This window comes from Streptomyces sp. NPDC107581, from assembly GCF_055657175.1.
Genome location: NZ_JBVKBH010000005.1, coordinates 612,307 through 626,165 on the forward strand (window position 1 = coordinate 612,307; position 13,859 = coordinate 626,165).

General features: G+C 74.0%; 12 protein-coding genes and 1 pseudogene. 6 read left to right on the plus strand and 7 right to left on the minus strand.

What is annotated here, in order from left to right; translation table 11 throughout:
- The first annotated feature begins 87 nt into the window (after nt 1–87).
- Nucleotides 88–582: an FBP domain-containing protein gene (locus tag ACZ7P3_RS16025; protein ID WP_472081894.1), complete on the plus strand. Its 495-nt coding sequence runs from the start codon at nt 88–90 to the stop codon at nt 580–582.
- Between the two features lie 13 nt (nt 583–595).
- On the opposite strand, the gene ACZ7P3_RS16030 is transcribed toward ACZ7P3_RS16025, so the two are convergent.
- On the minus strand, nt 596–1,591 hold the full coding sequence (locus ACZ7P3_RS16030; RefSeq protein ID WP_472081896.1) for a quinone oxidoreductase family protein: 996 nt from the start codon (nt 1,589–1,591) through the stop codon (nt 596–598).
- 122 nt (nt 1,592–1,713) lie between these two features.
- On the opposite strand from ACZ7P3_RS16030, the gene ACZ7P3_RS16035 reads away from it, so the two are divergent.
- From ACZ7P3_RS16035 to ACZ7P3_RS16050, 4 genes are all read left to right on the plus strand, one after another.
- The gene (locus ACZ7P3_RS16035) at nt 1,714–2,292 is read left to right on the plus strand and encodes a CGNR zinc finger domain-containing protein (RefSeq protein WP_472081898.1); all 579 of its coding nucleotides are present in this window, start codon (nt 1,714–1,716) and stop codon (nt 2,290–2,292) included.
- Nucleotides 2,293–2,710: 418 nt separating this feature from the next.
- Nucleotides 2,711–3,964: an FUSC family protein gene (locus tag ACZ7P3_RS16040; RefSeq protein ID WP_472081900.1), complete on the plus strand. Its 1,254-nt coding sequence runs from the start codon at nt 2,711–2,713 to the stop codon at nt 3,962–3,964.
- A gap of 46 nt (nt 3,965–4,010) precedes the next feature.
- Nucleotides 4,011–5,078, plus strand: coding sequence for a hypothetical protein (locus ACZ7P3_RS16045; RefSeq protein WP_472081902.1), 1,068 nt, complete (start codon nt 4,011–4,013; stop codon nt 5,076–5,078).
- A 202-nt stretch (nt 5,079–5,280) separates the two neighbouring features.
- Complete coding sequence (locus ACZ7P3_RS16050; RefSeq protein ID WP_472081904.1) at nt 5,281–6,483, plus strand: lactonase family protein; 1,203 nt, start codon at nt 5,281–5,283, stop codon at nt 6,481–6,483.
- Here ACZ7P3_RS16050 and ACZ7P3_RS16055 read toward each other — a convergent pair.
- A complete protein-coding gene (locus ACZ7P3_RS16055) occupies nt 6,451–7,176 on the minus strand; it encodes a DUF2470 domain-containing protein (protein ID WP_472081906.1) in 726 nt (241 codons plus the stop codon). The two genes, ACZ7P3_RS16050 and ACZ7P3_RS16055, sit on opposite strands and share 33 nt — an antisense overlap.
- Before the next feature lie 82 nt (nt 7,177–7,258).
- Complete coding sequence (locus ACZ7P3_RS16060; RefSeq protein ID WP_472081908.1) at nt 7,259–7,864, minus strand: TetR/AcrR family transcriptional regulator; 606 nt, start codon at nt 7,862–7,864, stop codon at nt 7,259–7,261.
- 140 nt (nt 7,865–8,004) lie between these two features.
- On the opposite strand from ACZ7P3_RS16060, the gene ACZ7P3_RS16065 reads away from it, so the two are divergent.
- Nucleotides 8,005–9,534 carry a cytochrome P450 gene (locus tag ACZ7P3_RS16065; protein WP_472081910.1) on the plus strand — a complete coding sequence of 510 codons (1,530 nt, stop codon included), beginning with the start codon at nt 8,005–8,007 and terminating at the stop codon, nt 9,532–9,534.
- Here ACZ7P3_RS16065 and ACZ7P3_RS16070 read toward each other — a convergent pair.
- From ACZ7P3_RS16070 to ACZ7P3_RS16085, 4 genes and pseudogenes are all read right to left on the minus strand, one after another.
- Nucleotides 9,496–10,344 (minus strand): pentapeptide repeat-containing protein, encoded by an 849-nt coding sequence (locus ACZ7P3_RS16070; RefSeq protein ID WP_472081912.1) that lies wholly within the window; start codon nt 10,342–10,344, stop codon nt 9,496–9,498. The two genes, ACZ7P3_RS16065 and ACZ7P3_RS16070, sit on opposite strands and share 39 nt — an antisense overlap.
- Nucleotides 10,345–10,805: 461 nt before the next feature.
- Nucleotides 10,806–11,549, minus strand: coding sequence for a PIG-L deacetylase family protein (locus ACZ7P3_RS16075; protein ID WP_472081914.1), 744 nt, complete (start codon nt 11,547–11,549; stop codon nt 10,806–10,808).
- 412 nt (nt 11,550–11,961) lie between these two features.
- On the minus strand, nt 11,962–13,263 hold the full coding sequence (locus ACZ7P3_RS16080) for an alpha/beta fold hydrolase (RefSeq protein WP_472081916.1): 1,302 nt from the start codon (nt 13,261–13,263) through the stop codon (nt 11,962–11,964).
- Between the two features lie 98 nt (nt 13,264–13,361).
- Nucleotides 13,362–13,858: pseudogene (locus ACZ7P3_RS16085) on the minus strand (substrate-binding domain-containing protein); the annotation flags it as partial.
- Nucleotide 13,859 lies beyond the last annotated feature (1 nt).

Consider the following 13,859-nt stretch of genomic DNA (forward strand, 5'->3'; position numbering starts at 1 on the left):
CCCGCCCTCCCCTTGGCTATCTACGCTAGCCGTGAACCTAGACCCCCTAGGTTCACGACGCAGAATCCGGAAGGACCGGGACCCCCGATGAAATCCCTCACCGAGCAGGACATACGCAGCTCTTTCATCAACTGCTCCAAGGGGGAGGCCAAGCGGCTGGCCGTCCCACGGGACCTCGGTGAACGCCCGTGGGACGACCTGGACTTCCTCGGCTGGCGGGATCCCGGCGCCCCCGACCGCAGCTGCCTGGTCACCGAGCGGGACGGGCGGCTCGTCGGTGTCGCCCTGCGCTTCCAGGCCGCGCCGCGCGGCTTCCTGCACCGCAGCATGTGCTCGCTGTGCCTGACGACGCATCCCCGTGGCGGGGTGTCCCTGATGACCGCCCGGAAGGCGGGCGCGGCGGGCCGCGAGGGCAACTCGGCCGGGCTGTACATGTGCACCGACCTGGCATGCTCGCTGTACGTACGCGGGAAGAAACTGCCGGACTCCGGGACCCGGTTCGAGGAGAGCCTGACGCTCCAGGAGCAGATCACCCGTCTCACGGACAACCTCTCCGCATTCGTCGACAGGCTCCACGCCTGACGGCCGGGGCCGGTCAGCCGCCCACGGCGAGCACGATCTTGCCCCGGTTGTCCCGGCTCTCCAGCCGCTCGTGCGCGGCGCGCGCCTCGGACAGCGGCAGCACGGTCTCGACCGCCACCCGATAGGCGCCCGCGGCCACCCGCCCGGCCAGCTCACGCAGGTCGGGACGCGGGTCCCAGCCGTGGATCTGCAGGTTGGTGAGCTGGAAGCCGAGGATCGCGATGTTCTTCGGGTAGAAGTCACGGGTGTCGACGGTGCTCGCTTCCAGGGCGACGTTGGCGAGGGCGACGACCCTGCCGCCGTGCGCCGTCTCGCGCAGGCTGCGTCCGAAGGCCCGGCCGCCCACGGTGTCCAGGACGACATCGGCGCCGCGCCCGCCGGTCAGCCGCAGCACCTCCTCGATCTCGGCCTCGCCGGCGTGCCGGGAGGTGTCCACGACCTCGTCCGCCCCGAACCCTCCCGCCCATGCCGCCTTCTCCGCCGATCCGGCGAGGGCGACGACCCGGGCGCCGGCCTCGGCGGCGATCTGTACCGCCGCGGTCCCGACGCCGCTCGCGGCGGCCTTGACGACGACCGTGTCACCCTTGGCGACCCGGGCCAGTCGGCGCAGGCAGTACCAGGCGGAGAGCCAGGCCACGGGCAGGGTCGCCGCCGCGGTCGGATCCACCCCGTCGGGCAGCGCGGTCACCCGGGTGGCGGAGACGGCGGCCAACTCGGCGTAGAAGCCGGGCGAGTCGATGCCGTCGAGCGCCATCACGCGCTGTCCGACCGCGAACCCGTCCACCCCCTCCCCCACGGCTGCCACGGTTCCGGCGGCCTCCACCCCGGGGATCAGCGGCGGCCGCCCCGCCCGGTGGTAGGCGCCGGCCCGGACCAGCGCGTCCGCGCGGTTCACGCCGGCGGCCTCCACCCGCACCAGCACCTGCCCGGGCCCGGCCACCGGGTCCGGCACCTCGACCGGCACCAGCACCTCGGGTCCGCCGAACTCATCGATCCGCACCGCACGCATACCGCACCGCCCTGTCTCAGAAGGAGCTACCTGACACCGCATGAACTGGTGTCACGGTGCGACACCGCTTCGGTCGGTGTCAAGTCACCACTTGAAACGGTGTCGCCGGGTAGACTGCTCCCATGACCCAGCCATCCGACCCGGCACTCGCCTTCCCCTTCCTGGGCGGTCGCCCCTGCCTGGACTTCGTCGCGACGCTCGGCAAACGGCACGCCACGCCCCTGGAGCGGCTCCCCGACCCCGGTGCCCTGGCCCGCTGGATCAGCGAGGCGGGGCTGGCCGCCGAGGAGGGTCCGGTGGCGGTCACCGCGCGGGAGCTGACCGAGGCCCGCGCCCTGCGCGAGGCGGTCCACGGCGTCGTACGGTCCGCGATGGCCGGGCGGGAACCGGACGCGGCGGACGTGCGGCTGGTCAACGAGACGGCGGCCCGCCCGGACCTCGCACCCCAGCTGGGGCCGCAGCGCTGGACGGCACGCCATCCGGCGCGCGCCGCCCTCGCGACGGTGGCCCGGGACGCCGTCCTGCTGGTCGGCGGACCGCTGCTGGAACGGGTCAAGAAGTGCGGCAACCCCGACTGTTCCCTGCTGTTCCTCGACGACTCCCAGGCCCGGCGCCGCCGCTGGTGCTCGATGGAGCGCTGCGGCAACCTCGCCAAGGTCGCCGGCTACCGGTCGCGCACCCGGTCCGCCACCAGACGGTGAAGACGGACCGGCACGTCATGGCCGCGGCGGGCGTGACGCCGACGAGGCCGTCGCCGGAGCAGTCGCTGCCAATGCCGCAGCTCGGCCGCGCCCGCCACGGGCAAGCACAGGCAGCTGTAGCCATGCGCAGGCAGCTGATTGAGCGCGGCCCACCCGTGGCAGACCAGCACCTGATCACCCCCAGGTCACTCGCAGCCGTCCCGCACCCGATCCATACAGACCACCCGCCGCCATACGGCACCTGACTGCGCGCAGCTCACCCTCGGCCGTCCCGTTACCTGACTGCGCACAGCTCACCGTCGGCCGTCCAGCACCCGACTCCCCGCAGCCCACCCGTCGCCGTCCCGCACCCCTGCAGACGGATGCCGTCCTGATCACCCACGTTCGACCCGCGCCCGGAACGGGAACAGGCCAAGGGATGCACGTGGTACGCGAGTGGAGCGAGCAACTCCTGCGCCTGGTGGGACGCCGTCGGGAGCCGGTGGTCGTCCAGACGCTGCGGTCGGCCGCCGCGGCGACGATCGCCTATGTCGTCGCACTGCGCCTCAGCCCCGAGCCGGCCCCGCTGACCGCTCCCCTGACCGCCCTGCTGGTCGTCCAGGTCACCTTCTACGCCACCCTCACCAATGGCATCCGCCGGGTGAACTCGGTGGTGGCCGGGGTGCTCGTCGCCATCGCCTTCAGCCTGCTGGTGGGGCTGACCTGGTGGAGCCTTGCCCTGCTGATCGTGGCCTCGCTGGCCGTGGGACACCTGGTGCGGGTCGACGAGTACGTGGCGGAGGTGGCGATCAGCGCCATGCTGGTGCTCGGGGTCACCACCGTCGGCTTCACCGCCTGGGCGCGGATCGTGGAGACGCTGATCGGCGCGGTCGTCGGCATGGCCTGCAACCTGCTGCTGCCGCCGCCGGTGTGGGTGGACGCGGCCGGCGAGTCCATCGAGGGCATGGCCCGCCGGGTGCGGCAGCTGATGCTCCGGATGGGCGAGGAGGCGGCGGGCCGGATCCCCTGGCAGCGGGCGGCCGAACGGCTGCACGAGGCGCGCCGGCTGGACCACGACATCGTCCGGGTGGACGCGGCGCTGCGCCAGGCAGAGGACAGCCTGCGGCTCAATCCGCGCGTCAAGGAGGGCCTGCTGCACCGGGTGGTGCTGCGCACCGGGCTCGACACGCTGGAGATCTGCACGGTCGTCCTGCGCGTGCTCGCCCGCTCCTTCACCGACCTGGCGAAGGCCCGTGAGCCCGAGCCGCTGTTCCCGCCCCGGGTCGGGGCGACCGTGGAGCAGCTGCTGTCCGAGATCGCCGACGCGGTGGTCAGCTTCGCGGTGCTGGTCACCACCCATCTGCGCGAGAACGCCGAATCCGCCGAGGCGCGGCTCACGGCCGAGCTGAACACGGCGGCCGGCACCCGCGACCGGCTGGCCGAGCTGCTCCAGGAGGAGGTCCGCGAGGACTGGACGAACTGGCAGCTGATGGGCGCCGTGCTGACCGAGGTGAACCGCATCATCGACGAGCTCGACACCGAGCACCGCACCCGCCGCCTGCTGGAGGAACTCGACCTGGTGTCCCGGGAGCAGCGGGCGAAACTGCCCCGGATGGGCCGGCTGCGCGAGCGCCTCGGCGTGCAGGAGGAGCTGTGGCGGAACCGTACGGGGGTCGGCGGACGTTCTGGGTGAGGGAGTGCCGGGGCGGGGCCGGCACCGGAGGCGAAGGAGCGGGCCGATGGGCGAGGCTGCCGTACGGATCGAGGGGAACACGCTGCGGCTGGGCGGCGGGGTGGCGGTGCGGTTCGTGCGCACGCTGCGGCTGCCCGAGACGGGCACGCATCCGCTGCCGCCGGGGCTCGGCGAGTTCCCGGTCCGGCGGGTGGCCGACCACGCCGACCGGGTCCCCGAGGAGTGGCGGGCGCGCGGTGGCGTGATGCTGCCGGTGTACCTGCGCGAGGCGATGTGGCTGAGCTTCGCCGGCACGGCGGAACCGGCCGCCCTGCAGGTCGGCGTGGGCAAGGTGTGCGCGGTCTCCGGAAAGCCGTGGCGTGACCGGCTCTCCCGTGACCCGCAGAACTATGTGGTGCTGCCCCGCCAGCCCTGGCTGGACGGCATCAACTCCGGCACGGGCACGGTCCGCCAGTTCGTCGCGGTACCGCTCGGTCTGGGCGCGACCGTGGAGGGACAGGTCACCGGCGAGGAGCTGTGGGGCGGGGTCCAGTTGCAGTCCTTCCCGCTGAAGGAGCGGTTCCTGGCCGAATGGCGGCAGCGGGAGCGGGAGCGCCGGCCCCGTCCGGGCGGGCCCGTCGGCGGCTACGGCGGCCCGCTGCCGGTGGGCGGGTTCGGCGGGCCCGTGCCCATGGCGGCGGCCGCCCCCGGCGGGCCCCCGCCTGCTCCCGCGGCCGCGCCCCGCCGGCGGGCGGCGGCCATGGGCCTGGGCGTCGGCGGTGCCATGCACCAGGAGGTCTACGAGGACGACCGGCCGCTCACGGACTGGTCCGAGACGTCCGCCGGGCGGGTGTTCGTCCATCTGGTCACCCCTCCGGAGTGGCGCCGGATCACGGGCGAGGCGCCGCCGCCGTCGCCGGTGGACCGGGCGGCGTACACGAGCGCGGGACTGCCCTGGTTCGACTACTACGACGAGGACGCCGAGGACCTCGCTCCCGCGGACACCCTGGAGACCGTCAAGCCGGTCGGCGACTGGCTCGGGGACGATCTGGACCCCTGGCAGCAGCCGTCCGCGGGCCAGGTGACACCGCTGAAGGACGCGCCGGGCCGGCCGGTGGAGGACGGAGAGTGGTGACCCCGCCCGGCAGGGAGTGGCGACCCCGCCGGACAGGAAGTGATGAACCCGCCCGGCGGAGGGCGGTGCACCCCGCCCGGCGGGACGTGGCAACCCCGCCCGTTGCACACCACGCAACGGGCATTGCCCCGCTTGCCTTTGATGGTGGATCCGCGCCAAGGTGGCTGTCACGACCGGGGCAACCGACGACCTGAGGTGCGGCATGGACACGGACACGCGGGCGGTGCGCGGCAGCTGGAGCAGGCGCCGGTTCGTCGGGGCCGCGGCAGGTGCGGCCGCCGTGGTGGCGGTGCCCGCACCGGCGGCCCCGCCCACGCGGGACACACCGTCGGCCAAGGAGCGGCCGGTGGCCCGTCCGCCCCGGCAGGGCTCCCGCCCCCGCCCGCTGCACATCGGCACCTACACCTCCGTCGAGGGCGGCGGCACCGGCATCGGGCTGGCCTCGTACGACCCGGACACGGGCCGGATCACCGGCTCGGGGACGCTCACCGGAGTGGCCGACCCGTCGTACCTCGCACTGCACCCGGACGGCCGCACGCTGTATGCGGTCGACGAGCGGGAGGACGGGGCGGTCACCGCCGTACGTGTGGCGGACCGGCGGATCCTCGGCACCCGGAGCACGGGCGGGGCCGGACCCTGCCATCTGTCCGTCCACCCCGGCGGGCGCTGGCTGCTGAGCGCCAACTACCAGTCGGGCAGCGTCGCCGTGCACCCCATCGACGCCTCGGGCGCCCTCGGCGAGCGCACCGAGCTGGTCACGCATGCGACCCCGCCACCCGGTCCGGGCCAGCAGGGCCCGCACGCCCACCAGTTCATCACCGCCCCGGACGGCGGTCACGTCCTGGCCGTCGACCTCGGCACCGACACCGTCTACTCCTACCGCCTGGACCAGGCGAAGGGCACGCTCTCCGAGGTGGCCCGGGCGCACACCCGGCCCGGTGCGGGTCCGCGCCATCTGACCTTCCATCCGGGCAGCCGGTACGCCTACCTGGCCAACGAGGTGGACGACACGGTCGCCGTCTGCGGCTACGACCCGGCCGGCGGCCGCCTCACGATCGGCGACCCCCAGTCCACGGGCTCGGCCGGGGGCGGCACCAACTACCCGGCGCAGTTCCTGGTGACCGCGAAGGGCTCCTACGCCTTCCTCGCCAACCGGGGCGACAACACCATCGCGCGGTACGCCGTCGAGGCGGACGGGGCCCGGCTGCGGCTGCTCGGCACCGTGCCGGTGGCCGGGGACTTCCCGCGCCAGATCGCCTTCTCGCCGGACGGGCGGCTGCTGTTCGCGGCGAACCAGCGCTCCGGCACGGTGAGCGTCTTCCACGTGGACGGCGCAAGCGGTGAACTGCTCCTGGCGGGCGAGCCGTTCGCGTCACCCGTCGCCGTCTGCACGCTGCCGCTGTAGCGCGCGGGGGCAGACGGCGGCGCTCGCCTGTGCCAGCAGCGCGTGCATGCGCTCGGTGAGCTGCGTGACGTCGTCGGCGGGCGTGTGGAACGGCAGCCGTACGTCGCCGTGGGTGCGGCTGCGTTCGATGCGCAGGGTGAGTCCGTGCCGGTCCACGGCGAGGGGCACCACCCGGGTCGCGGCGTGCAGGCTCTCGGGCCGCACGAGCCGGGTGAGCCGCTCGACGGCGTCCGGGTGGGAGTCGGCGAGGTGGGTCAGCAGCCGGGCCTCGGCGCCGGCCAGCGGGTCGGGCCGGGCGGCGGCGAATTCGTCGAGGTCGACGAGGACGGCACCGGAATGCTGCCGCAGCACCACCCGGGTGGGCCTGAAGAGCAGGGTGCCGTCGGCCGGGGTGAACCAGCCTGCCAGCCACAGCCGGGCACGGATCCGCCGGCGTACCGGGACGGGGGCCGCGTCGGCGAACTCCAGCACGGCGGACGGCTCCCCGCGCGGGGCGCACAGTGCGGCCGCCAGCAGGGCGCTGTCCTCGGGCACGTGCAACCGCACCGCGCCGTCCTCGGTCACCGAGTGTGCGCCGACGTACTCCTCGCGGATCCCGTCCGCAGTCACCCCGCACGACCACGCGACGTCCAGCACCGACCGTGCCCGCTCCGCCGCACCGGGTCCTGCCGCCCAGCCCTGCGTGTCATCCATCCCGCGACCTCCTTAGGTAAGCCTTGCCTAACCTATCGAAGATCCGGGTGCGCGCCAACCACGCTCCCGCCATCCGGACGAGTCAGACGAGAACGCCGAGCAGGGCCCGCGCGCACAGGTCGCGCACCTGATCCCGGGTCGGCTCGCCCTCGCGCAGCCATTCCAGGCAGACAGCCGTGGTGAACGCGAGCCAGCCGCGCACGGCAAGGCGCACCTGAGGCGCGCTCTCGAAGACCGGCCCGAACTCGGGGTCGGCCGCCAGGGCGGCGCGGATCTGCTGCTCCTGGGCGGCCAGGGCCCGCTGGTACACGCGGCGCACGGCCTGGTCGCCGGCCGCGTCGGCGCGATGGAAGGCACGGAAGCCATGGGCGTGGGCCTCGACATAGCCGAGGTAGGCGTCCAAGCCGTTGCCGAGCTGCTCACGCACCGGCACCCCGGGCACGGCCGCGGTCATCCGCAGCATCCGCTCGCTCTCGCGCTCCACGACCGCGGCGAAGAAGTCCCGCTTGGTCGGGAAGTAGTGGTACAGCAGTCCGCGGGAGACTCCGGCGATCTCGGCGACCTGCTCGATCCACACGTCGTCGTAAGGGCTCTCCGAGAACAGCCTCGCCCCGACCGACAGCAACTGCTCTCGGCGTTCCCCGGTGCTGAGTCTGCGCCGGACGCGCTCCCCCTGGTTCGCGGGCATGACGTCACTTTACTTGACGCCGGTTCAACAAGCGGACCACACTGAAACACGTTATTGAACTCACGTACAACACGTACAACACGTGCACCGTGCGCATGGCCACAGGTTCAACCGTCCGCTGGACCAAGGGAGATCTCCTCATGGCGGAGACGACGGAGACCGCACTGCCCAGGGGTTTCCGGGGTGCCGAGCAAGGCTGGCCCGAACTCCACCGCATCCCGCACCCGCCGCACCGGCTGCCCCTGCTCGGCGACGTGCTCGGGGTCGACCGGCGCCGGCCCCTGCAGGACTCCCTGCGCTTCGCCCGCCGGCTGGGCCCCATCTTCCGGCGCCGGGCGTTCGGGAACGAGTTCGTCTTCCTGTGGGGCACGCGGCTCGCCACCGACATCGCCGACGAGTCCCGGTTCGCCAAGCACGTGGGCCTCGGGATCGCCAATCTGCGTCCGGTCGCCGGGGACGGCCTGTTCACGGCGTACAACCACGAGCCCAACTGGCAGCTGGCGCACGACGTGCTGGCGCCCGGCTTCAGCCGCGAGGCCATGGAGGGCTACCACGGCATGATGCTCGCCGCCGCCGCACGGCTGACCGGGCACTGGGACCGCGAGCAGGCCGCCGGACGGGCGGTGGACGTGCCCGGCGACATGACCAAGCTGACCCTGGAGACCATCGCCCGCACGGGCTTCGGGCACGACTTCGGATCCTTCGAGCGGGAGCGGCCGCACCCCTTCGTGACGGCGATGGTGGGCACCCTCACCTATGCGCAGCGACTGAACAGCGTGCCCGTGCCCCTGGCCCCGCTGCTGCTGCGCGGCGCCGCCCGGCGCAACGCGGCCGACATCGACCGTCTGAACCGCACGGTCGACGATCTGGTGGCGGCCCGGAGCCGGTCCGGCGGCGGGGACGGGGACCTGCTGGACCGCATGCTGGAGACGGCCCACCCCCGGACCGGGGAACGGCTGTCCGCGGAGAACGTCCGCAAGCAGGTGATCACGTTCCTGGTGGCGGGCCACGAGACCACCTCGGGCGCGCTCTCCTTCGCCCTGCACTACCTCGCCCGGCACCCGGACGTCGCCGCCCGCGCCCGCGCCGAGGTGGACCGCGTCTGGGGCGACAGCGCCGAGCCCGGCTACGACCAGGTCGCCAAGCTGCGCTATGTCCGCCGGGTCCTCGACGAGTCGCTGCGGCTGTGGCCGACCGCGCCCGCCTTCGCCCGCGAGGCCCGGCAGGACACGGTGCTGGCCGGGGAGCACCCGATGCGGCGCGGCGCATGGGCACTGGTGCTGACGCCGATGCTGCACCGCGACCCGGAGGTGTGGGGCGAGGACGCCGAGCGGTTCGACCCGGACCGGTTCGACGCCAAGGCCGTACGGGCCCGTCCTCCGCACACCTTCAAGCCGTTCGGGACCGGCGCGCGGGCCTGCATCGGCCGGCAGTTCGCCCTGCACGAGGCGACGCTCGTCCTCGGCCTGCTGCTGCGCCGCTACGAGCTGCGGCCCGACCCGGACTACCGGCTGCGGGTCAGCGAACGCCTGACCGTGATCCCGGAGGGGCTGCGGCTGCACCTGGAGCGGCGCACCGCATCCACGCGCACCGCCGCCCGGCCGGTCACGGTTCCGGACGACGGCCCGGGATCAGCCGCCCGTTGCCCAGTGCACGGGGCGGGTGACTGACCGGGGCAGCCGGGTGCCGGCATTGCCCCGGGCCGCGTTGAGCTGCGGCTGGGTGAGGAAGAACGCGCCGGTGAGGTCCGCGTCGCTCAGATCGGCGTCGCGCAGGTCGGCGCCGATCATGTCCGCTGCGCGCAGGTCGGCGCCGGTGAGGTCGGCGGCGATGAGGTAGGCGCCGCGCAGGCTGGCACCGCGCAGGTCGGCGCCCCGCAGTCGGGCCCCGATGAGGTCGGCACCCCGGCGGTCCTTCGCCTTGCCCTTCTTGCCCCCAGGGCCGGCGATACCCGCCCGGGCCAGCTCGCTGGAGCGCAGCAGGAGCACATTGACCTCCTGACGGTGGGCGGCCACGTCGAGCGCGACCAGTTCCTCGGGGGTCTGCCGGGTGAGCCGTTCGGTCCGCTCCAGGGCCCGGCGCAGATCGGCGTGGACGGGCGCGGCGGCCTCCAGGCCCAGCGCCTCCGTCAGGTACCAGAGCAGTTCGTGCAGCTGGCGTACGACGGGGAACACGTCGAACATCCGGCGGGCGCGCTCCTTGGGCCCCGTTCGCCAGTCCTGGCCGCCGAAGGTGACCTGCGAGACCTTCTGTCCCGCGCCGAAGCAGTCGTAGACCGTGCAGCCGTTGAAACCCTTCTCGCGCAGGTCGGCGTGGATGCCGCAGCGGTGGTCGCCCTGCAGGTTCGGGCAGGGCTTGCCCGCCGGCTTGCCGAGGGCGAAGTCCGCGGAGGCCGCGAAGGGCAGGGCGACGCAGCACAGCGCGAAGCACTGGGCGCAGTCGCCGCGCAGGCTGGCTTGGTCGATGGTCTGGTCCGGCATGGCGTCAAGCCTACTGACCTGCGAAACCGTTCGGTCCGCGGGTGGCTGGGACGGGATCGCCGCCCGGCACCGCCGCCGGGCGGCCGGGGCGCCCCTGCCTTGCCGAGGCGGCCCGGCCGGCCGTCAGGCCTGCGGCGGGGGCAGTTCCGGCCCGACCAGCCGTTCGGGGGCGGCGAGGACGTACCTGCCGGTGATCCGTCCGTCGGCGACCGTGAACGCCACTCCTCGATCCCGTCCGGGTCGGTACGGGCGAGGCGCAGCCACATCTCCCGGACGGCGTCCTCCGCCTCGGTGAGCGAGCCGAGCATCCGGTGGGCCACGGCGCGCGGTTGTCCGCGGTGCCGCTCGAAGCGGTCGGCGAGCGGGTCCGTGCCGTTCATGTCGTCCCCGTTCGGTCCCGTCGGTCCGGCTCGCAGTGGCCGGTCGAGGCGCGCCGGTCGAGCGGACGGTCGAGCGGACGGTCATCGGCTGAACACTTCGAAGGCCACGGCCGGCTGTCCGCCGAAGCGTTCTCCGGCGGCGCGGGTGTGCCCGGTCAGGAAGTCGCGGACGTACGCCTCCGGGTCCTGGTCGGTCAACGCCTTTATGTAGGTGCGGTGTTCGAGCAGGGAGCGCACCGCGCGCTCCAGTCCGGGGGTGGCGTCGACCGCGTGGGTGGGGCTGCTCGACCCGGCCACGGCGACCCAGCGGACGCCGTTCCAGGGCTCCAGTCCCTGCTCGGCCAGGTACGGGAAGATCCAGCGGTTGCCCGCGTCCGCGGCCGCGTCCAGGGTGGCGCGGCCGACGGCCCGATGGTCGGGCGTGTTCCAGGCGACGCCGCCCCAGGTGTCCCGGTGGTTCAGGGTGAGGACGAGTTCGGGGCGGTGGCGGCGGATCGCGGCGGCGATGTCCCGGCGCAGTGCGGGACCGTACTCGACCACTCCGTCCCGGTGGTCCAGGAACTCCACGGTGGTGACGCCGACGGCGGCCGCGCTCGCCCGCTGCTCGCGCTCGCGCAGCGGCCCGCAGACGGCCGGATCGAGGGTGTCGATGCCGGCCTCGCCGCGGGTGGCCAGGACATAGACGACCTCCCGGCCGGCGTCGGTCCAGGCGGCCACGGCCGCCGAGCAGCCGTACTCCAGGTCGTCGGGGTGGGCGACCACGGCGAGGGCACGCTGCCAGTCGTCGGGCAGGGGCCGCAGCGGGGTGATCTTCGGCTCGGTCATGGGCGCAGACTATGCCGCCCGGCCCGGTCGGCAACTCCACCCGGGGAAGGAGCCGTTGTGTCGTACCCTGCGCCGCCCGGGTGATGCGGTGGATCCGCCGTCCCGCGGCGACCGCGAGCCCGGAGCCGGTCGGCGCGACGTCCGTGATCCGCCCGGGCGCGCGCCGGATCCCGGGCGCACGGCGGATCCCCGGGCGCGCGACGGATCCCCAGGCACGGCAGGTCCCCGGCCGCGCGAACGGATCCCCGGCCGCGCACGCACCGGCCCGCCCGGCAGGAGCACGCAGGCGCTGAGCCGGGCGAGGGTCGGGGGCGCCCGTAAGCACGGCCGGACGACGGGACGACGGGACGGCAGGGCGTCAGAATGGCAGGACGGCAGGACAGCGGGACGCGGACCCCCGCGGCCCCGGTCCTCAGAGCTCGTCGTGGGCCAGGGCGAGCAGCCGGTCCAGGACGCGGGGCGCGCCGGCGCGCAGGCCGTCGTGCTCGAACTCGTCGGTCACCCAGGTGCGCAGACCGCGGATGGTGCGGGCGGTGCGCAGGGAGTGGGCGCTGTCCACGTACATGTCGTCGTGGTAGATGGCCGCGGCCACCGGGACCTCGTTGGCGGCGAGGCGTGCGGGGGCGTACAGGGGCTGCCAGTCGGTGCGGGCGGCGAGCAGCTCGGCCGTCTCGCGCAGCGGGCGCAGGGCGGGGTCGGTGTCGAACATCCAGGGGTGGATCGTCTCGCCCGTGAACAGCACCGGGGCGTCACCGGCGACGGCCTTGGCGGCGTCGAACTGCGGGAACTCGGCGCGCACGCGCTCGGCGGCCCAGGCGGTGGGGCGGTGGTCCTGACCGTAGATCGTCTCGTGGACCAGGGCGTAGAGGGGGTGGCCGGCGTACGAGAGGAGGGCCTGGGCCTCTTCCTGGAAGGCGTCGGACAGGTCGAGGCCGCCGGAGGTGCGGACGAAGGCGTCCTCCAGGAGGTGGTGGAGGCGGTGGCTGCCGTCACTGGTACCGAGCATGAGGCCGAAGGACTGGAAGGCCTCCACGGTGAAGCGGTAGCCGTTCGGCAGGACGACGTCGCGGGTCAGCAGGTGGTCCGCGATGCGGCGGGCCCGCTCGACGTCCTGCGGGTACCGGGCGTAGTGCGCGGTGACCTTGCGTTCGATGCGCGGGTAGGCGGCCCGGTAGACGTCGTCGGCGTGGGCGTCCAGGGAGGGCAGGCCGCCGGTGATGACGGCGGTGCTCAGTCCCTCGGGGGCGAGGGAGAGGTACGACACCGTGCAGAAGCCGCCGAAGCTCTGGCCGAGGACCGTCCAGGGGGCGCCGCCGGTCATCCCGGGGCGGATGGCCTCGCAGTCGCGGACGATCGCGTCGGCGCGGAAGCGGGTCAGATAGCGGGCCTGCTCGGCGGGGGTGCCGCGCAGCGGCAGCGTCTGCCGGGTGGCGGGCGTGGAGCGGCCGGTGCCGCGCTGGTCGAGGAGGAGGACGCGGTAGTCCTGCAGGGCCCGGTCGAGCCAGGCCTGACGTCCGACGAAACGGTTCGCCCCGAAGCCGGGGCCGCCCTGCAGATACACCAGCCAGGGCAGGTCCTGCCCCGCCTTGTCACACGCGACGGCCTCCCGGGCGTACAGCTCGATCGTCTCGCCGCCCGGGTCGGCGTGGTCGAGGGGCACGGTGAAGTGACGGTCGGTCAGGACGACGCCGGGCTGACGGTAGCTGAGGCTCAACGGGGCTCCCGGGACGGAAGGGACGGACGCGTCCCAGTTCAGCACATGGACGCCCGTGGACCGACCCCCGGGATCATGGATTGTTACTGAACTCGCGGTCAGCGGGCGGACAGGCTGGAGCGGCGCACCACCAGCTCCGGCTGGAGCACCACGCGCCGGTGCTCATGGGGCCCGGATCCGCCCTCGGTCTCGGTCTCCTCCAGCAGCAGCTCCGCGGCGAGGGCGCCCATGGTGACGGCGGGCTGCCGAACGGACGTGAGCGGAACGGCCGCGGCGGCGGCGAACCCGATGGTGCGGCCGGTGGCGTCGGCCGGGGTGAACAGCACCGCGCGCACCCGCTGCTCGGCGAAGAGCGGCAGGTACTCGGCCTCCTCCGCCGCGTTCTGTGCGCTGTTGCAGACCCTCACACCGAGCCCCGCCTGCCGGGCCGCCCGCTCGGCGCCGCGCGCCACGTCCACGAAGAAGGGTTGCCCATGTCCAGCACCAGCAGCCCCATGATCCGGCTGCGGCCCGCGCGCAGCCGGCGTGCGGACTCGCTGCGGACGTAGCCGAGCCGGTCGATCGCGGACAGGACCCGCGCCCGGACACCGCTCGCC